The following is an 18,523-nucleotide window of genomic DNA, read 5'->3' on the forward strand; positions in this document are numbered from 1 at the left end:
GGCTGGCCGGGTGCCCACCCCACAGCTGACGGAAGGTGACGACCTCGTCCTGCGGCGGGTCGCCGTCGAGGGCGACGGCGACCACGCCTTCGCCGTCGAGTGGGAGGGCGAGCAGGTGGGGCGTGTCGAGGTGATCGAGGACGGGTCCGGTGACGCCGACCTGATCTGGGCGGTGGTCGCCGAGTACCGCGAGGTCGGCATCGTCGAACGCGCCCTGCGACTGGCCGTCTCCTGGGCGTTCGACACCCTCGACGTGCACCGAGTCGAGGCCAGGGTCGACGTTGCCGACCGGGCCGCCGTCAGGGCTGCGCTGCGCGCCGGGCTCCGCAAGGAGGGTGTCGCGCGTGGCGCCCTCGCGGGCCCGGGCGACCGACGCGACACGATGGTCCTGGCCCGGTTGCGCACGGACGCCCCACCCGACAGTCGGGACGGTTTCATCGCCCTGCTCAACTCGTCGTTGCCGACCAAGCGCGCCATCGCCCAGGGAGTGCTGCGCGACTCGGAGGGCCGGGTCCTGCTGTGCGAGCTGACCTACAAGGCCGAGTGGGACCTGCCGGGCGGCGTGGTCGACCCGTCGGAGTCGCCCGCCCAGTGCGTGGTGCGCGAGGTGCGGGAGGAGCTCGCCATCGACGTGGAGGTCAAGGGCCTGCTCGCGGTCAACTGGCTGCCGCCGTGGCGCGGCTGGACCGACGCGACCGTGTTCGTCTTCGACCTCGGGGTCGCGCCCGACGACCTGATCGCCGGAACCACCTTGGAACGCAGGGAGATTCGCGCGCTGCACCTCGTGGGAGAGGAGGAGTGGGAGGAGCGCGTCGCGCCCTACAACCAGCGCCTGCTCGCCTTCCTCGCCGTCCATGCCGGCCCCACGGCATACCTCGAGGACGGGCTCCCAGCCCTGTGAGGTGAGGTCGACCACGTATGCCGCGCGGCCGGCGTCCGTCCGGCCGTCCGGTGCGGCGCCAGGGACCGTTTCCGGGGCATCACCGCAGGTCAGAGGCCATGCTCGATGTGCAATGCCGGACTGTGCCCGATAACCTCGCGGAGTCATCGAGCCGGGGAAACCGTCGAACACGGAGTGCACCATGACTGACTCGAGCATGCCGCCGCTGACCGCGGACGACCTGGCCGCCGAGGGCGGCACCGCCCTGCCCGACAAGGAGGTCATCAGCCTCCTGGACCTGAACGCGGACCTCGACATCGGCCTTGACGCCGCGGCACCCATCGACCTGGCAGTCGCTGCGAACGCCAACGTCGCGGCGCCGATCGATGCCGCGGTCGCCGCGAACGTCCTGTCCTTCGGCTCCGAGGCCCAGGCGCTCGCCGACCAGGGCGTCGTCATCGACCAGGGGATCACCGGCGAGGCCGTGGCCGACGCTGGTCAGGACTCGACCATCGACCAGGCGGCACCCGAGGCACCGACGGACGCCCCTGTCGACGCGACCACTCCGGTGGACGGCGCGACCGACCCGGCGGCCCCGGTCACCAGCAGTGGTGCGCTCGACGGCGACCTGCTCAACGTCGACGTCGACCTCGCCGCCGACCTCGACCTGGCTGCTCCGATCGCAGGAGCCGTGGCCGCCAACGCCAACGTCGCAGCCCCGATCGACGCCGCTGTTGCCGCGAACATCGGGTCCATCGACTCGGACGCCGCTGCGCTCGCCCAGCAGGACGCGATCATCACCCAGCACATCGACGCCGACGCGAACGCGACGACCGACCAGTCGTCTGACATCTCCCAGTAGTCGGCGCGAAGTCTCTTTGACGTGACACCTTTCGAGGGCCCAGGGCCCCCCGCCGCACCGGCACCTGCCTCTGCGCCGACCCCGACAGACACCCCAGCAGACGCCCCCGCAGGGGCGGCCGCAGGGGCGGCCGCACCCCCATCAGCTGATGGGGGTGCGGTACCCGTGCGTGCCGACGGGGTGCAGCTCCTCGGAGCGGTGCCCGGGTCGGGTTACCGCGTCGCGCCCGCTCTCGTGCGCCGCGGCGACGGCCAGACGATCCAGCTGACGCCGCTGCTCTACGCCGTGCTGGAGCAGGTGGACGGACATCGGTCCCTGGCAGAGGTGGCTGAGGCGGTGGGGGAGTCCGTCGGGCGACAGGTGTCGGCCGACGACGTGGAGACGCTGTGTGACAGCAAGCTGCGCACCTTGGGCGTGCTCAAGAAGGCCGACGGCTCCGATCCCGAGGTGCGTCGCTCGAACCCGTTGCTCGCGCTGCGGTTCAAGTACGTCGTCTCCGACCCGGAGGCGACCCGGCGCGTGACGGCCCCGTTCGCCCTGCTCTTCGCGCCCGTCGTCGTGGTGGTCCTCGTGGCCGCCTTCCTCGCCGTGTGCGGCTGGGTGCTGCTCCACAAGGGACTGGCGTCGGCCACGCACCAGGCGTTCGACCAGCCGGCCCTGCTGCTGGCCGTGTTCGCCCTGACCGTCGTCTCGGCGGGGTTCCACGAGTTCGGGCACGCGGCGGCAGCCCGCTACGGCGGGGCGACGCCGGGCGCGATGGGCACGGGCTGGTACCTCGTCTGGCCGGCGTTCTACACCGACGTCACCGACAGCTACCGGCTCGGTCGGGCGGGACGGGTGCGCACCGACCTCGGCGGCCTCTACTTCAACGCGATCGTCGCGGTCGCGATGTTCGGGGTCTGGTGGGCGACCGGGTGGGACGCGATCCTGCTGATCATCGCGGCCCAGGTGCTCCAGATGGTGCGCCAGCTGGCTCCGCTGGTGCGCTTCGACGGCTACCACGTGCTGGCCGACCTCACGGGTGTGCCGGACCTCTACCACCGGATCAAGCCGACCCTCGTGGGCTTGCTTCCCCGGCACTGGGACGACCCGGAGGCCAAGGTGCTCAAGCCCTGGGCCAGGGCGGTGGTCACCGCGTGGGTGGTCGTCGTCGTCCCGCTGCTGCTGTTCTCCCTCGTGATGATGGTGCTGAGCTTCCCCCGGGTGGCCGGCACCGCGTGGGCGTCCGTCGGTCGGCAGTGGGCGCGGCTGGAGACCCAGCTCGGCGATGGGGACGTGCTCGCAGTGCTGGTGCGAGCCCTCTCGATCATCGCCATCGCCCTGCCGGTGCTCGGCGTCGTCTTCATCGTCACCCGTGTGGTGCGACAGGTCGTCGCCGGCACCTGGCGGGCCACGGAGGACCGTCCGGTGCGGCGCGCTCTCGCCGGTGCGGTCGCACTCGCGGTGTTCGCCGGGCTGGCCTGGTCCTGGTGGCCGCAGCCGGGCACCTACCGGCCCGTCCAAGCCTACGAGCGCGGCACGTTGGCCGACGCCGTCTCGAGCACGCTCCGGTCGGGAGTGCCGACAAACCTGCAGGAAGGTCGCGAGGGCGCTGGACGAGCGGTCTGGCCGCAGGGTGCTGCCCTGCCGACCGCCGCGGAGCCGGAGCTGGCCGTCGTCATGGTGCCGCGCCCCGGTCAGGCGCAGGCTGGCGGGCAGCCGCTCCCCACCTGGGTCTTCCCGTTCAACCGCCCGATGCCCCCCGGTGAGGGAGGCAACCAGGCCATGGCCGTGAACACCACGGACGGGTCGAAGCTCTACGACGTGGCCTTCGCCCTCGTCTGGGCGGACGGCGACACGGTGACCAACACCAACGAGGCCTACGCCCTGGCGTCGTGTGCCGGATGCCAAACCGTGGCAGTGGCCTTCCAGGTTGTCCTCATCGTCGGAAACGCCCACGTCGTCGTCCCGGAGAACGTCGCCGTGGCGGTCAACTACAGCTGTGTCCAGTGCGTCACCGCAGCGCTCGCGACACAGCTCGTGGTGTCGCTCGCCGGTCCCTTGAGCGCCCAGAGCATGGCCGACCTCGCCGAGCTGTGGAAGGAGATCTCCGCCTTCGGGGCGTCGATCGAGGGTGTCCCGCTCAGCGAGCTGCAGGAACGGCTCACCGAGTATGAGCGACAGATCCTCGCGATCGTGCAGCAGGACCCAGCGTGGGTCGCGCCGGTCGCTGGCAACCCAGCGAGCCCGACCGCGACCTCGACAGGCACGTCGTCAGGTGGGGCCGCCGACACTGCGTCGCCGACCGCCGGACCCACCGGGTCGTCGACCGGCGCATCCTCGTCGAGCACCTCCACCGGCCCTGACAGCTCCACGAGCCCGACCAACGGCACGGACCCGACCGCCCCCTCGTCCGAGCCCTCGCCGACCGCGGCGGCACCTGCGGACGTGGCGGACGCCACGGCCACGCCCTGACGGGCAGCTGCGCGGCATACCCTCCAGTGACGTCAGGTATGCCGCGCAGCGCACGGATGGGAGCAACGAATGGTCAACGGGGCCAGCGAGTTCGACACGGGGACAGCGGTTTCGGCGAGGGCAGGCGAGGCTGGGGTCTACGACGGCGCCCTCGGTGAGGGCTGGCGGATCGGCGGGGGAGTCAACGGCGGGGTGCTGCTCGCCATGGCCGGACGAGCGCTGGCCACCGAGCTCGGCACCGCGGACGGGGACCGTCCCGCCCACCCGGACCCGCTCGCGATCAGCGCCTACTACCTGACACCCGGGGTCCCGGGTCCGGCGACCGTGCGCACGTCGATCGTGCGCCGCGGACGCGCGGTGTCCACGGGCCAGGCGTCGCTGCTGCAGGACGACGGCGCAGGCGGCGAGGTCGAGCGGGTCCGCTTCCTTGCGACCTACGGCGACCTGGACACGGTGGACGGCGACCTCACGACCTCGGCCCAGCCGCCGGACCTCCCGCCACCCGACCGATGCGTCTCCGCCGCGCAGGCGCCGCCTGACTTCCTCAAGCACGCGTCGCTGCTCCAGCGCCTCGACATGCGCCTCGACCCGGCGACCACCGGCTGGGCGGTGGGCAAGCCGTCGGGAAACGGCGTGATCCGGGGCTGGCTGCGGATGGCCGACGGCCGTGAGCCCGACCCGCTGCTGCTGCTCCTGGCGGTCGACGCGCTGCCCCCGGTGGCGTTCGAGCTCGGGCTRCCGGGCTGGACCCCCACGCTCGAGCTGACCGCCCACGTGCGTGCGCGGCCCGCTCCGGGGTGGCTTCGCGTCAGCCTGACGAACAGGACGCTGGCCGGCGGCTTCCTCGAGGAGGACGCCGAGGTGTGGGACAGCGAGGGACGGCTGGTGGCGCTCTCCCGACAGCTCGCCCGGGCCTCGGCGCCGCTGCCCGCACGCACCTGAGCCGGGGGTTTCCAGCAACCTTTGCTAGCAAAGGTTGCTGGTTGGTGGACAGGTTGCAACGTGTCCACCAACGCCCAAACCTTGCTAGCAAAGGTTGCGCGTCAGTCCGCGCTCTCGAGCGCCGGTAGACTCTCGGCCTCGTGGCCCTCACTATCGGAATCGTCGGACTGCCCAACGTCGGCAAGTCCACGATGTTCAACGCCCTGACCAAGAACAACGTGCTCGCCGCGAACTACCCGTTCGCGACCATCGAGCCGAACGTCGGGGTCGTCCCCCTGCCCGACGCGCGACTGAAGCGGCTCGCCGAGATCTTCAGCTCCGAGCGGATCCTGCCTGCGACCGTGTCGTTCGTCGACATCGCGGGGATCGTGCGCGGGGCGTCGGAGGGTGAGGGCCTGGGCAACAAGTTCCTCGCCAACATCCGCGAGGCCGACGCCATCTGCCAGGTGGTCCGTGCGTTCGAGGACGGCGACGTCGTCCACGTCGACGGCAAGGTCTCGCCGGCCTCCGACATCGAGACCATCCACACCGAGCTGATCCTCGCCGACCTGCAGACCCTCGAGAAGGCCGTGCCGCGCCTGGAGAAGGAGTCGCGGATCCAGAAGGACAAGAAGGCGTCCTACGACAACGCCGTGCTCGCCCAGAAGGTCCTCGAGGAGGGCAACACCTTGTATGCCGCGGGCGCGGCTGCCGGGGTCGACCTCGCCGAGGCGCGGGGGCTGGGGCTGCTGACCACGAAACCCTTCATCTACGTCTTCAACCTCGACGAGGACCAGCTCGCCGACGCCGAGCTGCACGCCTCGCTCCGGTCGTTGGTGGAGCCGGCAGACGCGGTGTTCCTGAACGCCAAGCTCGAGGTGGACCTCATGGAGATGGAGCCGGAGGAGGCCATGGAGCTGCTCGAGTCCTTCGGTGCGACGGAGTCCGGGCTCACGCAGCTGGCTCGCACCGGCTTCCACACCCTCGGCCTGCAGACCTACCTCACCGCCGGCCCGAAGGAGTCCCGTGCCTGGACCATCGGGCAGGGCTGGACAGCGCCCCAGGCGGCCGGAGTCATCCACACCGACTTCCAGCGCGGCTTCATCAAGGCCGAGATCGTCTCGTTCGAGGACCTGGACGCCACCGGTTCGATGGCCGCGGCCAAGGCTGCCGGCAAGGTCCGGATCGAGGGCAAGGACTACGTGATGTCCGACGGCGACGTGGTCGAGTTCCGCTTCAACGTGTAAACCTGCAGGTCAGGCCGGCGTAAATCATCGGGCGTCCTCGGTGTGGCAGCCCGCTTGTCGCGTGGTGGGGCAGTAGACCAAGCAGGTGAGCTCCCAGATCCACCGCAAACAGCACCCCGGCGAGGTCCGCCTCCCGGCAGCTGTGGCGGTCCTCGTGGCCATCAGCCTCTACGCGGCGCTGCCCGAGGGGCTGTTGCTGGGCCCGCGCCTCGCTGTGCCCCTGCTGGAGGCTGCCCTGTTCATCCCGCTCGTGGCCGCCAACCCGCGCCGGATGACGCGCGACAACCGCTGGCTGCGCAGGATCTCGATCGCGCTGGTGCTGCTCATCGCCGCGGCGAACGCCGGCTCCCTGGTCCTGCTCGTGCGGGCCCTGGTGGGCGGAGCCGAGGACGGACCCGGCCTGCTGCTCGCCGCCGGTCAGGTGTGGCTGACCAACGTCCTGGTCTTCGCGCTCGCGTACTGGGAGCTGGACCGCGGTGGCCCGGTCAAGCGCACCCAGACAGCCCGTCCGGGCCTGCCGGCCGCGGACTTCCGCTTCCCGCAGGACGAGGACCACGACGCGATCAACGAGGTCGCTGCGCGCTCCGCAGCCAAGTCCGGATGGGTGCCCGGGTACATCGACTACCTCTACGTCTCGGTGACGAACTCGTCGGCCTTCAGCCCGACCGACACCATGCCGCTGTCCCCGCGCGCCAAGATGCTGATGGCGCTCGAGTCGGTCTCGGCGCTCATGCTCTCGGTCCTCGTCATCGCTCGTGGGGTCAGCCTGCTCAAGTAGCCGATGGGCTCCTCCCTGACCTGGCCAGGTCGGGATCGGCTGTTTGGGCAGGATTGTCCCGTTCGGTGAACGCGCGCGCCCAGCCGGCCTAGCGTTGCGGAGTTGCGACCTCGCCGAGCGAAAGTGCCTGTCCCACCTCATGATCCGCCGTCCCGACCTCCACTGGCCCGCCTCCGCCGGCGCCGTGCTTGCGGTCCTGGTCGTCTCGGCGTGTGGCCCGGCAGCCGCCGACTCCCTCCGTTCCGACGCGGCCGCGACGCCGCCCACGTCGACGAGCGGCGCAGCGGGCGCCTCCTCGGCGTCGACGACCGGGAGCACCTCGAGCGCCTCGAGCACCTCAGGCACGCCCGAGACGACGACCACGGGCGAGACGAGCTCGTCAGGCATCAGCCCCACGGCGACTCCCACGCCCGCCAGGACCATCCGGCCCGGCTCCGCGGTCACCACCTTGGCCACGCTGGTCATCAAGGGCCGTGCGCCCAAGACCGGCTACGACCGGGCCCTCTTCGGCCAGGCGTGGGCCGATGTCGACCGCAACGGCTGCGACACCCGGAACGACATCCTGCGCCGTGACCTCACCCGCTTCACCCTCAAGGCCGGCACCCACGGCTGCCTCGTCCTCAAGGGCACGCTCCACGACCCCTACACCGGCTCCACGATCAGCTTCGTCCGCGGGCAGGGCACCTCGAACGCCGTCCAGATCGACCACGTCGTCGCCCTGTCCGATGCGTGGCAGAAGGGCGCCCAACAGTGGTCACAGACCAGGCGCACGGCCTTCGCCAACGACCCGCTCAACCTGCTCGCCGTCGACGGCCCGACCAACCTGCGGAAGGGTGACGGAGATGCTGCCACCTGGCTGCCGCCCCGCAAGGCAGGACGCTGCGCCTACGTGGCCCGCCAGATCGCGGTGAAGCACCGCTACGGACTGTCCGTGACCGCCGCAGAGCGGGACGCGATGGTGCGGGTGCTCACGGCCTGCCCGAGTCAGGCACTGCCCGGCGCAGGTGCCATTCCGCTGGGCGGGGGCCGCGAGCAGGCTGCCCCGACACCCAGCCAGTCCACCACGCCCAAGCCGTCCACCTCTGGCAGCACCGACCCACGGTTCGGCACCTGCCGCGAGGCCAACGCGGCTGGCTACGGCCCCTACCGCAGCGGGGTCGACGCCGAGTACGACTGGTACCAGGACCGGGACCACGACGGGCTCGCCTGCGAACGCTGACGTCCCAGCGTGCGCCACCCGGCGCGGGGACTCTGGCAGATTGGGCCCATGACCGTCTCGGTGCCCGCAGGGTGTCGCGTCTGGGTCCTGCTCGAGGGCGCCAGCGACGTGGCGGCGGTGCGTGTCGTGGCCGAGCGCTCGGGGCTCGGTCTCACCGACCAGGGCATCCACCTCGTCGACATGCACGGGGCCACCAACATCCGCCGCCACCTGCTCGCCGCGGCCGAAGCCGCCGACAGCCCGCGCGTGCTGGGTATGTGCGACGCGCCCGAGGCGCGCTTCTTCGTCCGCGCCCTGCGCCGCGTCGGCTGTGCCGTCGCGACGGTGGACGAGCTGCCCTGGTGGGGCTTCCAGGTCTGCGACCGCGACCTCGAGGACGAGCTGATGAGAGACCTGGGCGAGCAGGGCCTCCGCAGCGTGCTTGACGATCTGGGCCTGACGCAGCGGTTCGCCATGCTCACCCAGCAGCCGGCCTGGGTGTCCGAGAGCTTCCACGAGCAGGTGCACCGGTTCGCCGGCGCGGCATCGGGCCGCAAGGAGCTGATGGCGGCCGCGATGGCCGCGGCGCTCGACCTGGGTGCGTTGCCCAGCCCGCTCGCCGGGCTGGTCGAGGCCCTGGCCGGCCCCGGGCCGACGTTCGAGCAGCTCCGTGGCGCGCCTCCGGACCAGTTCGGGGACCGGCTCGCCGACCGCCTCGGCGACTGACGCGACGACCCTGGGGTCGACTGAGGCAGCGACCTCCACGAGGACTGACACCGCAGGGCCCACGGCCGTCAGTCGCCCGGGTGAGCTCCACAGCAACCCCACAGCGGCGGCATACCCGGGCCAGAGCCCGACCACCGAGGGTGGAGCCATGACCACCGCAGCCGCCACCCTCCGCCCCGTGTCCCCCACGTCAGCCACCCTCCGCCCCGTGTCCCCCACGTCAGCCGCCCTGCGTCCGGTGTCCTTCCGTCAGCGCAGCCATCGCCTCGCCGCCACTGCCCTCGTCCTCGCCGGCCTGTCCATCCCGCTCACCGGGGCCGGCAGCGCGGTCGGCGCCACGCACGCTCCCGCCCAGGTCAAGGTCGCCGCCGTCGCCGATGCAGTGGTCGGTGTCGTCGCCACGGGCAAGCACGACGTGTAGACGACGAAGCGACGGCGCCCACGGGGGGCGCCGCCGCTTCGGCGAACAGGGGGAGTCAGCCGGCGTGGCCCACTCCGAACCCGGCCAGCCAGTTCTGCACGACGGGGATGTCGATCCGCTGGAGGCCACCGAGGTAGCGGCAGTTGTTCGTGTAGCCGTAGCTCGTCACCGTGACCTGGTAGCCACCGTTGAACGACGGGCCTCCGGAGTCACCGAAGCAGGTGCCACCGCCGCCGCGCGGGTCGTTCTCGTTGCCGTTGACCTGCAGGACCTGGGGCGTGAGCTTCTGGCCCACCTCGTCGGTGACCCGACGCACGATCGGGTAGGACATCGGGGTCGGCTTCTGCGGGCCGGACTCCGCCTGGCGCACCTCGGTGCCGTAGCCGACCGCCGTGAACAGCGTCTTGTTGAGCACGTTGGGCGTGTACCTGTCGAGGTAGTTCGTCGGGGCGATGGTGGCCGGCACGATCCCCGTGACCGGGGCGTCGAGCACGATGACCCCGACGTCGTTCCAGTTCCTGAGGTCGGTGAAGTCCGAGTAGCCCGGGTGGGTCTGCGCGGTGCCGCTCAGGAGCCCCGCGGCCGCGAGCTCCGCGGAGGTGTAGCCCGCGGCAGGGTTGGCTGCGATGGGAAGTGGCGACGGCGGCGCCTCGGCCACGACCGACTTGAACGTGACGGCGGTCTTGCCGACCGTCCCCTGAGTGCAGTGCGCGGCGGTGACCAGCACCGTGGGCGAGACGAGGGTGGCGCTGCAGCGGAACCGTCCGGTCCCGTCGTAGAACGCGATCATGCCCACGTTCGGGTGGCCGTTGCCGTCGAGGTCGCCCCCCGTGATGGCTGATGCGGCGAGGGTCGTGCCCCCGACCATTGCGGTGGTGATGCCGAAGACGGCCAGTGCGCGGCGAAGCTTCATGCGGACTCCCTGCGGTCGTGTCGCCCCGGTGGGCTACGACCCGCATTCAACTGCCAGCGGTGCCGCCTGTCCAGCACCATCAGGGGGATTTCCTGCAGGTATGCCGTCTGCTCACCGTGCGCCGGCGGCTCCAGGCGCGCGCGGGGGCCCGTTCGCGCCGGTTTCGGCGGCTCAGACCTGCGTGCCGACCAGGGCGCCGATGCCGTAGGTCACCAGCATCGCCAGCACGCCACCGGCCACATTGCGGAGCACCGCCGGTCGCGGTGGTGCTTCCCCGAGCCTGGCGCTGCCCCACCCCGTGAGGGCGAGGGCGGCCACGACGGCCACCGCGGTCACCCAGATGCGGCCGCCGACCGGCGGCAGCAGGATCGCGACGAGGGGCAGCAGTGCGCCGAGGGTGAACGACACCATCGACGCAAGGGCGGCGTGCCAGGGGTTGGTCAGCTCCTGCGGGTCGATGCCAAGCTCGGCCTCTGCGTGCGCACCCAGCGCGTCGTGGGCCGTGAGCTGGCGTGCGACCTCGGCGGCGAGGTCGGGCGTGAGCCCCTTGTCCCGATAGATCTGGGTGAGCTCCTCGAGCTCCTCCTCGGGCATGTCCCGCAGCTCGCCTCGCTCCTTGTCCAGAAGGGCCTGCTCGGTGTCACGCTGGGTGCTGACCGAGACGTACTCGCCCGCGGCCATGCTCATCGCGCCCGCGGCCAACCCTGCGATCCCGGCCGTCGCGATGGTCGAGCGCTCGACGGTGGCGGCGGCGACACCGATCACGATGCCGGCCGTGGAGACGATTCCGTCGTTGGCCCCGAGCACCCCGGCGCGCAGCCAGTTCAGCCGGGCCCCGATGCCCTGGCTGTGCTCCTCGCCCTCGTGTGGCTCGACCTCGGCGGCCACTGCCTCAGCCACCGACGGTCGCCCCCGACCGTGCGGCTGCCTGGCCCACGCGGTGGGCGAGCTCGACGTCCAGCTGGGTGAGTCCGCCCTCGGAGTGGGTCGACAGGACGAACTTCACTGTGCGCCAACGGATGTCGATGTCGGGGTGGTGGCCCATGTCCTCGGCCTCGATCGCGACCTCGTCGACCAGTCGGATCGCGCTCGGGAAGTCCGGCGCCTCGTAGCTCGCCGAGATCTCGTCGCCGTCGCGGGTCCACCCGGGCAGGTCGCCCAGCTGGCGCCCGATCTCCTCGTCAGTCAGCAGTCGGCTCATGCCTCCTACTCTGGCAAGGAAGTCCGACCCTGTCACCGAAGCCGAGCCTCACCTCACCTCAGCCGGCTGCGGGGGCTGCCGGCGAGACGTTCTCGGGGAAGTGGCAGGCGACCTGGTGCCCCGGTGCGAGGGCGACCAGGGGTGGTTCCTGCGTGCTGCAGATCTCCTGGGCCTTCCAGCAACGCGTGTGGAAGCGGCAGGCCGGTGGCGGGTTGATCGGGCTCGGGACGTCTCCCTGAAGGCGGATCCTCTCGCGCTTGGTCCGGCGGCTGGTGTCCGGGATCGGCACGGCGGAGAGCAGTGCCGTGGTGTACGGGTGCATGGGGCGCGAGTAGAGGTCGTCGCGGTCGGCGAGCTCGACGATCTTGCCGAGGTACATGACGGCGACGCGGTCGGACATGTGCCGCACGACCGACAGGTCGTGGGCGATCACGACGTAGGTCAGGCCGAGCTCGTTCTGGAGGTCCTCCAGGAGGTTGATGACCTGGGCCTGGATCGAGACGTCGAGGGCGGACACCGGTTCGTCGGCGACGATGAGCTTGGGGCGCAGGGCGAGCGAGCGGGCGATGCCGATGCGCTGCCGCTGGCCGCCGGAGAACTCGTGCGGGTAGCGGTTGTAGTGCTCGGGGTTGAGCCCCACGAGCTCCAGCAGCTCCTGCACCGCCTTCTTGGTGCCCTGCTTGGGCTTGACCCTCTGGAGCTGGAAGGGGGCGCCCACGATGGTGCCCACGGTGTGACGCGGGTTCAGCGAGCCGTAGGGGTCCTGGAAGATGATCTGGACGTCACGCCGCAGCGGCCGCATCTTCCCTGTCGACAGGTGCGTGATGTCGCGGCCGTCGAACACGATCTTGCCGTCGGTCGGCTCGATCAACCGGGTGAGCATCCGGCCCGTCGTCGTCTTGCCGCATCCCGACTCGCCGACCAGGGAGAGGGTCTCGCCCTTGGCGACGTCGAAGGTGAGACCGTCGACTGCCTGCACGGCTCCGACCTGACGCTGCAGGAGCCCGCGCCTGATGGGGAAGTGCTTGGTCAGGTTGGTGACCGACAGCAGCGCCTCGCCGCTTGTCGCGGGGCGCGACGGCGTGGTCTCGGTGGCGTCGGACGTTGTGTTCACGATGTGGCTCCCAGGTGGGCGGGGTCAGCGATGGGTTCGGCGGGCAGCGGTGACGGGGTCACAGCTTCGGGAGGATCTCCGTCTCCCAGATCCGGCCACGCTCCCCGTCGTCGAGGTGGCACGCGACGTAGTGGCCGGGCAGGCTCTCGCGGAAGGCTGGGCGCTCGGTGGTGGCCAGGCCGTTGGTGCGGTCCCCGAAGGCGCACCGGGGGTGGAAGGGGCAGCCCGAGGGAACGTTGATCAGGCTCGGCGGAGTGCCCTTGATCGGGAGCAGCCGCTCGGTGCGTTCGCGGTCCAGGCGTGGCATCGACCCGAGGAGGCCCCAGGTGTAGGGGTGTTGTGGCCGCTCGAAGATCTCCTCTGACGAGGCGTACTCCACGGACCGGCCGGCATACATCACCATGATGTCGTCGGCCAGCTCGGCCACGACCCCCAGGTCGTGGGTGATGATGATGACGGCCGAGTTGAACTCACTCTGCAGGTCGCGGACGAGGTCGAGGATCTGCGCCTGGACCGTGACATCGAGTGCGGTCGTGGGCTCGTCGGCGATGAGCAGGTCGGGGTCGCACGAGAGGGCCATGGCGATCATGGCGCGCTGYCGCATCCCACCGGAGAACTGGTGGGGGTAGTCGTCCACGCGGGAGGTGGGCTGGGGGATGCCGACGCGCTTGAGCAGGTCGATGGCGTGCTTGCGGGCCGTCGCCTTCGGGACGTCGTTGTGGACCCGGTAGGCCTCGATGATCTGGTGGCCCACCGTGTAGAACGGGTGCATCGCCGACAGCGGGTCCTGGAAGATCATCGCCATCTTCTTGCCCCGCAGCGCCCGGATCTGGCCGGGCGTGGCGCCGACGAGCTCCTCGCCGTCGAGCAGGATGGAGCCGGACATGGTGACGGTCCCCGGCTTGTGCAGGCCCATGATCGACATGCTCGTCACGCTCTTGCCGGAGCCCGACTCGCCCACGATGCCGAGCGTCTTCCCGCGGGCCAGGTCGAACGACAGCCCGTCGACGGACTTGACGACACCGTCGTCCGTGGGGAAGTGGACGCGCAGGTCGCGCACGGACAGGAACGCGTCCTTGGCCGCCGCGCCCATGCCGCCGATGCCCACCGTGTCCGGGCGGCTTGCCGTGCGGTCGGTGGTCTGGGTCATGAGGCTCGCACTCTCGGGTCGATGACGGCATACAGGAGGTCCACGACCAGGTTCGCCAGGATGATGAAGAAGGCGCCGATCAGGGTCACCCCCAGCACCTTGGGCAGGTCGTTGTTGGTCACGGCCTGCACTGCGTACTGCCCGATGCCCGGCAGGGAGAAGGTCGTCTCGGTGAGGATGGCGCCGCCGAGCAGCAGACCGAGGTCGAGGCCGAAGATGGTCAGGATCGGGGTGAGGGCCGCTCGCAGGCCGTGCTTGATGACCACGTCACGCTCGCCGAGCCCCTTGGCCCGCGCGGTGCGGATGTAGTCCTCGTTCATCGTCTCGAGCATGCCCGCCCTGGTGAGCCGCGCGTACGCGGCGGCATAGAGGAAGGCCAGCGTGATCCACGGGAGGATCAGGCGGTAGGCCCAGTCGAGGGGGTTGCTCGCGTCCATCGGGTTCGAGCCGCCGGGGGCGGTGATGCCGAGCGCGTAGCTGAAGACACTGAGGCTGAGCAGGCCGGTGAAGAAGATGGGGAGGGAGACTCCGGCGAGGGCGATGCCCATCATCGACCGGTCCAGCGCGGTGCCGCGGCGCAGCGCGGAGACGACACCCGTCGCCACGCCTCCGAGGAGCCACAGGACGGCTGCGCCGGAGGCAAGGGAGAGGGTGACCGGTAGTCGGTCGAGGAGATCTGGCAGCACGGGGTTCTGGCTGACGAAGGAGTACCCGAGGCACGGTGCGGGGCAGTGGTCCACACCCGCGCCGGTGCTGTAGTCGGCCCCGGCGACGATGCCCTTGGCGAACCGTCCGTACTGCTCCCAGAGGGGGTCGGTGAAGCCGAGGCGCACGGCTGCGGCGTGGATCTGTTCCTGGCCGGCGCTCTTGCCGACGTAGCGGGACGCAAGGTCATCGGCGGTGGCGCCGCCGATGCGGGGGACGAGGAAGAAGATGCAGAACACGACCGCGCTCACGATGAAGAGCAGGATCGCCGCGCCGAAGACTCGCCGGATGATGTAGGTCAGCACTGTGAGTGGCTAGACGCGGTGGCGGTCGGCCAGCTGGCCGGCTGACCGCCACCGCGTCGACGCCCCACCTACTTTCTTGGGTGGCGTTGTGGGTGGGAGTGGAGCTACTACTTCTTGGACGTACCCATCGCCGTGTAGTCGTACTGGTTGAACCCGTCGTTGACGAAGACGTTCGTCAGGTTGTCGGGCCGGAACAGCAGCCCCTTCGACCAGACGCCGGGGATGACAGCGGCGTTCTCCATGACGAGCTTGTCGGCGTCGCCCCAGATCTTCTCGCGCGCGGTCTTGTCGTTCTCGGCGAGAGCCTTGTCGACCAGTGCGTCGACGGCGGGGATCTTGATGCCGAGGTTGGTGTTACCAGACGGGCGGATGACCCGGCTGTCGACGATCTGGCTCAGGAAGCCGAAGCCGTCCGGCCAGTCAGCGCCCCAGCCGTAGATGATCACGCCGAGCTTGTTCGCCTTGGCGTAGTCGGGCTTGCCGGCGTAGAGCTTGGTGTAGTCCGAGGTCGGGAACGGCTTGATGTTCAGCTTGATGCCGACCTTGGCCAGCGACTGCTGGAGCGACTCGGCCGTTGCCTTCTCCTTCGGGCGCTCGGCACGGTACGAGACGGTGGTCTCGAAGCCGTTCGGCTGGCCGCACTTGGCGAGCGCGGCCTTGGCGCCTTCGACGTCACCCTCAGGCTTCGACTTGAAGTTGTAGAGGTCGAAGTCGACGTGACCCGGGACGACCGGCGGCATCAGGCTGGTCGCGATGTCGCCACCGGTGGCGCCACCGTAGGCGCGCTGGTAGCCCGTCTTGTCGTAGGCCAGCTCGATCGCCTTGCGGCAGTCCACGTTGTCGAGCGGGGCGACGGCACTGTTGAGCACGGTGAACCAGGTGCGGGCCGCCGCGGCGTTGTCGGTCTTCGCCTTGAGGTCGGCGTTCGCGAGGATCTTGCCCTGCGACGCGGCCTGGACTCCGGTGCCGGCGATGTCGACGTCGAGGTCACCCGCCTCGAGGCGGTTGTCGATGTCGGGCGCGTTGAGACCGAGCTCGACCGTGAGCTTGTCCGGGAGGGCCTTGCGGCCGGACTCCGGGTCGGTCTTCGGGTCGTAGTTCGGGTTGCGGTCGAGCTCGTACCGCTTGCCGAACTGGTAGGTCGTGAACTTGTACGGACCGGTCGAGATCACGTGCTCGCGGTACTTCGTACCGGTGTCCTTCGCCACGGGGACCGGCGAGGTCGCCGGGAGCTGGGCGAAGTAGTCGAACCCGGAGAAGGCCGTCTTCAGGTGGAAGACGATGGTCTTGTCGTCCGGGGTGTCGATGGCCTTGAGGTTGTCGAGGTTCTTGTCCTTGTAGACCGAGTACCCGTCCGGGACGTCCGCGAGGAAGTCGTTGAAGTACGTCGGCCCGTTCGGGAACGTGTCCTTGTCGAGCTGGCGCGCCACGGCGTACTTGACGTCCTTGGACGTGATCGCGGATCCGTCCTCGTACTTCAGCCCGTCACGCAGCGTGTAGGTCCAGGTCTTGTTGCCGTCGCTGGCCTTGCCCAGTGACGTCGCCAGGTCGGGAACGAGCTCGGTGCCACCCGAGCCGGGTGCCGACTTGAAGACGACGAGGGTGCGCGCGTAGTTGCGCAGGAAGTTCCAGGACAGTCCGTAGTACGTGTCTCCGGGGTCGACCGAGTCCCAGTCACCCGCCATACCGAAACGGAGCGTGCCGCCCTTGGTGTCGGAGGGCCGGAAGACCTTGCCAACTGCGGCATTGGCAGCCGGCTTGGCGTCGGCTCCGCTGCTCGAGCTGCTGGAGCTGCCCGAGCCGCCCGAGTTGTCGGCACACGCGGACAACCCCAGGGCAAGGGCAGATGCCGAGGCGATCGCCAGTATGCGTTTGTTCTTCATGTGTGGTTGCGCTCCTTGTTCGGTGTAGGAGGGAACTGCGTGGGTGCGGTGGGTTCTACCGCGCCCTTGGGTCGAGGGCGTCACGAAGGCCGTCCCCGAACAGATTGAAGGCCAGCACCGTCACGAAGATGGCCAGACCAGGAGGCAGCATGAACCAGGCGTCGACCTGGTACCACTGAGCGGCGTCGGAGAGCATGCCGCCCCAGGTGGCGCGCGGCGGTTGGACGCCGACCCCCAGGTAGGACAGCGCTGCCTCGAAGAGGATGTTCGTCGGGATCAGCAGCGTCGAGTAGACGAGGATCGGCGCGACGAGGTTGGGGAGCAGCTCCTTGACGAGAACGCGCGGCGACCGCGCGCCGAGGCTGCGCGCCGCATCGACGAACTCGCGCTCGCGCAGCGAGAGGGTCTGTCCGCGGATGATGCGGCCGACGTAGGGCCAGTTGAAGAAGCCGATGATGAACACGATCACGGAGATCCGCAGGGCGTCGCCCCTGAGCCCGAACGCGTGGTCCGGGATCACACCGGCCAGGGCCAGTGCGAACAACAGGATGGGGAACGCGAGGAAGATGTCCATGAGCCGGCTGATGATCGTGTCGACGATCCCGCCGGCAAACCCCGCGATGGCACCGAGGGCGGTGCCGATGACGACCGAGACCAAGGTGGCGAGGAAGGCGATCAGCAGCGAGATCTGGGAGCCGTACATGACACGGCTGAACAGGTCACGGCCGTTGACGGGCTCCAGGCCGAAGGGGAAGTCCGCGGAGGCGCCGCCGTACTTGCCGATCGGCACCTGCGTGTCGGGGTTGATGAGCTTCTGGTGGAACTCGTTCGGCGGGTGGCCCAGGAGGCCGACGATGAGGGGAGCGCACACCGACATCACGATGAGGGCCAGCACCACGAACCCACCGGCCAGGGCGAGCTTGTCGCGCTTGAGGCGGGCCCAGGCGATCTGGCCCAGCGAGCGCCCCTCGATCTTCCCGGCACCCTCCAGCACGGCCTCGGGCGTCGCAGTGGTGGCACCCGGCTCGAGCTCTAGGGGAGCACTCATGGGTGGCGCACACCTCCATTGTTGACGACCGTGTCCCTGCCTGTTCGTCGGGCAGCGTAGCGTCGGACGAGCCGACTGTGGGACGGAACGCGCTGAGCCCTTCGGCGCCCATCATCCGGCTCGCATGCATCCCTCACAACAACCTGATGCCGAATCGTGACGCGGCGACGGAGATCCTTCAGGCCCGTGACCAGCGGTCCACAAAGGCCGTCAGGCCGGAGAGCACGGACAAACTGGCACAGTGGGCCCATGACGACCCAGCCGGAGGGGGCCCGCGTGGCGGCAGTGGTCGGCGCGGCCATCGTCGACGACCTCCACCACCCCACGCTGCTGCTGGCTGCCCGGCGAACGGAGCCGCCGGCGCTCGCCGGCGGCTGGGAGTTCCCCGGTGGCAAGGTCGACCCGGGGGAGACCCAGGAGGAAGCGCTGCACCGCGAGGTGCGCGAGGAGCTCGGTGTCGAGGTGGAGCTCGGCGACCAGGTGCCCGGGCCGCTGCCGGACGGCCGGTGGCCCCTCGGTGAGGCCTTCGCCATGACCGTGTGGCTGGCTCGCGTGACGGAAGGCGAACCGGCCCCGATCGAGGACCATGACCAGCTGCGCTGGCTGCGTCGGGACGACCTCTACGCCGTCCCGTGGCTGCCCGCAGACCTCCCCATCGTGGACCTCATCGCTGCCCGGCTGCGCTGAGGCGGGGTATGCCGCGGGGCCGGGCCACAC

The 18,523-nt window shown here is 70.2% G+C and carries 18 protein-coding genes; 10 read left to right on the plus strand and 8 right to left on the minus strand.

Going from position 1 to position 18,523, the window contains the following annotated elements:
- Positions 1–10: 10 nt before the first annotated feature.
- From AC1DVZ_RS14645 to AC1DVZ_RS14685, 9 genes are all read left to right on the plus strand, one after another.
- Positions 11–901, plus strand: coding sequence for an NUDIX hydrolase (locus tag AC1DVZ_RS14645; protein ID WP_477618937.1), 891 nt, complete (start codon positions 11–13; stop codon positions 899–901).
- Positions 902–1,082: 181 nt separating this feature from the next.
- Entirely contained in the window at positions 1,083–1,742 is a 660-nt protein-coding gene (locus AC1DVZ_RS14650; RefSeq protein ID WP_477618938.1) for a peptidoglycan-binding protein, read from the plus strand.
- 165 nt (positions 1,743–1,907) lie between these two features.
- Complete coding sequence (locus tag AC1DVZ_RS14655; protein ID WP_477618939.1) at positions 1,908–4,196, plus strand: zinc metalloprotease; 2,289 nt, start codon at positions 1,908–1,910, stop codon at positions 4,194–4,196.
- Between the two features lie 69 nt (positions 4,197–4,265).
- Positions 4,266–5,138, plus strand: coding sequence for a thioesterase family protein (locus AC1DVZ_RS14660; RefSeq protein WP_477618940.1), 873 nt, complete (start codon positions 4,266–4,268; stop codon positions 5,136–5,138).
- 140 nt (positions 5,139–5,278) lie between these two features.
- Positions 5,279–6,364 carry a redox-regulated ATPase YchF gene (ychF, locus tag AC1DVZ_RS14665; protein ID WP_477618941.1) on the plus strand — a complete coding sequence of 362 codons (1,086 nt, stop codon included), beginning with the start codon at positions 5,279–5,281 and terminating at the stop codon, positions 6,362–6,364.
- A gap of 85 nt (positions 6,365–6,449) precedes the next feature.
- A complete protein-coding gene (locus AC1DVZ_RS14670) occupies positions 6,450–7,142 on the plus strand; it encodes a hypothetical protein (protein ID WP_477618942.1) in 693 nt (230 codons plus the stop codon).
- A gap of 139 nt (positions 7,143–7,281) precedes the next feature.
- Positions 7,282–8,361, plus strand: coding sequence for a GmrSD restriction endonuclease domain-containing protein (locus AC1DVZ_RS14675; RefSeq protein ID WP_477618943.1), 1,080 nt, complete (start codon positions 7,282–7,284; stop codon positions 8,359–8,361).
- Between the two features lie 48 nt (positions 8,362–8,409).
- Positions 8,410–9,066: a TOPRIM nucleotidyl transferase/hydrolase domain-containing protein gene (locus tag AC1DVZ_RS14680; protein WP_477618944.1), complete on the plus strand. Its 657-nt coding sequence runs from the start codon at positions 8,410–8,412 to the stop codon at positions 9,064–9,066.
- A 148-nt stretch (positions 9,067–9,214) separates the two neighbouring features.
- Positions 9,215–9,487 (plus strand): hypothetical protein, encoded by a 273-nt coding sequence (locus AC1DVZ_RS14685; protein ID WP_477618945.1) that lies wholly within the window; start codon positions 9,215–9,217, stop codon positions 9,485–9,487.
- A 55-nt stretch (positions 9,488–9,542) separates the two neighbouring features.
- On the opposite strand, the gene AC1DVZ_RS14690 is transcribed toward AC1DVZ_RS14685, so the two are convergent.
- The 8 genes from AC1DVZ_RS14690 to AC1DVZ_RS14725 form a co-directional block, all read right to left on the minus strand.
- Positions 9,543–10,400, minus strand: a complete 858-nt coding sequence (locus AC1DVZ_RS14690; RefSeq protein WP_477618946.1) for a trypsin-like serine protease — start codon at positions 10,398–10,400, stop codon at positions 9,543–9,545.
- Between the two features lie 171 nt (positions 10,401–10,571).
- Positions 10,572–11,300: a VIT1/CCC1 transporter family protein gene (locus AC1DVZ_RS14695; protein WP_477618947.1), complete on the minus strand. Its 729-nt coding sequence runs from the start codon at positions 11,298–11,300 to the stop codon at positions 10,572–10,574.
- Entirely contained in the window at positions 11,293–11,601 is a 309-nt protein-coding gene (locus AC1DVZ_RS14700; RefSeq protein WP_477618948.1) for a 4a-hydroxytetrahydrobiopterin dehydratase, read from the minus strand. Before AC1DVZ_RS14700 ends, AC1DVZ_RS14695 begins: the two co-directional genes overlap by 8 nt.
- A 58-nt stretch (positions 11,602–11,659) precedes the next feature.
- Positions 11,660–12,715, minus strand: coding sequence for an ABC transporter ATP-binding protein (locus AC1DVZ_RS14705; protein WP_477618949.1), 1,056 nt, complete (start codon positions 12,713–12,715; stop codon positions 11,660–11,662).
- A gap of 58 nt (positions 12,716–12,773) precedes the next feature.
- The gene (locus tag AC1DVZ_RS14710; RefSeq protein ID WP_477618950.1) at positions 12,774–13,865 is read right to left on the minus strand and encodes an ABC transporter ATP-binding protein; all 1,092 of its coding nucleotides are present in this window, start codon (positions 13,863–13,865) and stop codon (positions 12,774–12,776) included.
- Positions 13,862–14,875 carry an ABC transporter permease gene (locus tag AC1DVZ_RS14715; protein ID WP_477618951.1) on the minus strand — a complete coding sequence of 338 codons (1,014 nt, stop codon included), beginning with the start codon at positions 14,873–14,875 and terminating at the stop codon, positions 13,862–13,864. Before AC1DVZ_RS14715 ends, AC1DVZ_RS14710 begins: the two co-directional genes overlap by 4 nt.
- A 107-nt stretch (positions 14,876–14,982) precedes the next feature.
- Positions 14,983–16,758 (minus strand): ABC transporter substrate-binding protein, encoded by a 1,776-nt coding sequence (locus AC1DVZ_RS14720; RefSeq protein WP_477618952.1) that lies wholly within the window; start codon positions 16,756–16,758, stop codon positions 14,983–14,985.
- A 55-nt stretch (positions 16,759–16,813) separates the two neighbouring features.
- The gene (locus AC1DVZ_RS14725; protein ID WP_477618953.1) at positions 16,814–17,806 is read right to left on the minus strand and encodes an ABC transporter permease; all 993 of its coding nucleotides are present in this window, start codon (positions 17,804–17,806) and stop codon (positions 16,814–16,816) included.
- Positions 17,807–18,055: 249 nt separating this feature from the next.
- Between AC1DVZ_RS14725 and AC1DVZ_RS14730 the strand changes: the two genes are divergently transcribed.
- Complete coding sequence (locus AC1DVZ_RS14730) at positions 18,056–18,493, plus strand: (deoxy)nucleoside triphosphate pyrophosphohydrolase (RefSeq protein ID WP_477618954.1); 438 nt, start codon at positions 18,056–18,058, stop codon at positions 18,491–18,493.
- The last annotated feature ends 30 nt before the right edge of the window (positions 18,494–18,523 follow it).

This window comes from Pedococcus sp. P2_E5 (assembly GCF_056403895.1).

Bases quoted from the DNA above. Each gene is read 5' to 3' on its own strand.
- AC1DVZ_RS14690 (WP_477618946.1), bottom strand. From the start codon at position 10,400: ATGAAGCTTCGCCGCGCACTGGCCGTCTTCGGCATCACCACCGCAATG.
- AC1DVZ_RS14685 (WP_477618945.1), top strand. From the start codon at position 9,215: ATGACCACCGCAGCCGCCACCCTCCGCCCCGTGTCCCCCACGTCAGCC.
- AC1DVZ_RS14725 (WP_477618953.1), bottom strand. From the start codon at position 17,806: ATGAGTGCTCCCCTAGAGCTCGAGCCGGGTGCCACCACTGCGACGCCC.
- AC1DVZ_RS14700 (WP_477618948.1), bottom strand. From the start codon at position 11,601: ATGAGCCGACTGCTGACTGACGAGGAGATCGGGCGCCAGCTGGGCGAC.
- AC1DVZ_RS14680 (WP_477618944.1), top strand. From the start codon at position 8,410: ATGACCGTCTCGGTGCCCGCAGGGTGTCGCGTCTGGGTCCTGCTCGAG.
- AC1DVZ_RS14650 (WP_477618938.1), top strand. From the start codon at position 1,083: ATGACTGACTCGAGCATGCCGCCGCTGACCGCGGACGACCTGGCCGCC.
- AC1DVZ_RS14730 (WP_477618954.1), top strand. From the start codon at position 18,056: ATGACGACCCAGCCGGAGGGGGCCCGCGTGGCGGCAGTGGTCGGCGCG.
- AC1DVZ_RS14720 (WP_477618952.1), bottom strand. From the start codon at position 16,758: ATGAAGAACAAACGCATACTGGCGATCGCCTCGGCATCTGCCCTTGCC.
- AC1DVZ_RS14675 (WP_477618943.1), top strand. From the start codon at position 7,282: ATGATCCGCCGTCCCGACCTCCACTGGCCCGCCTCCGCCGGCGCCGTG.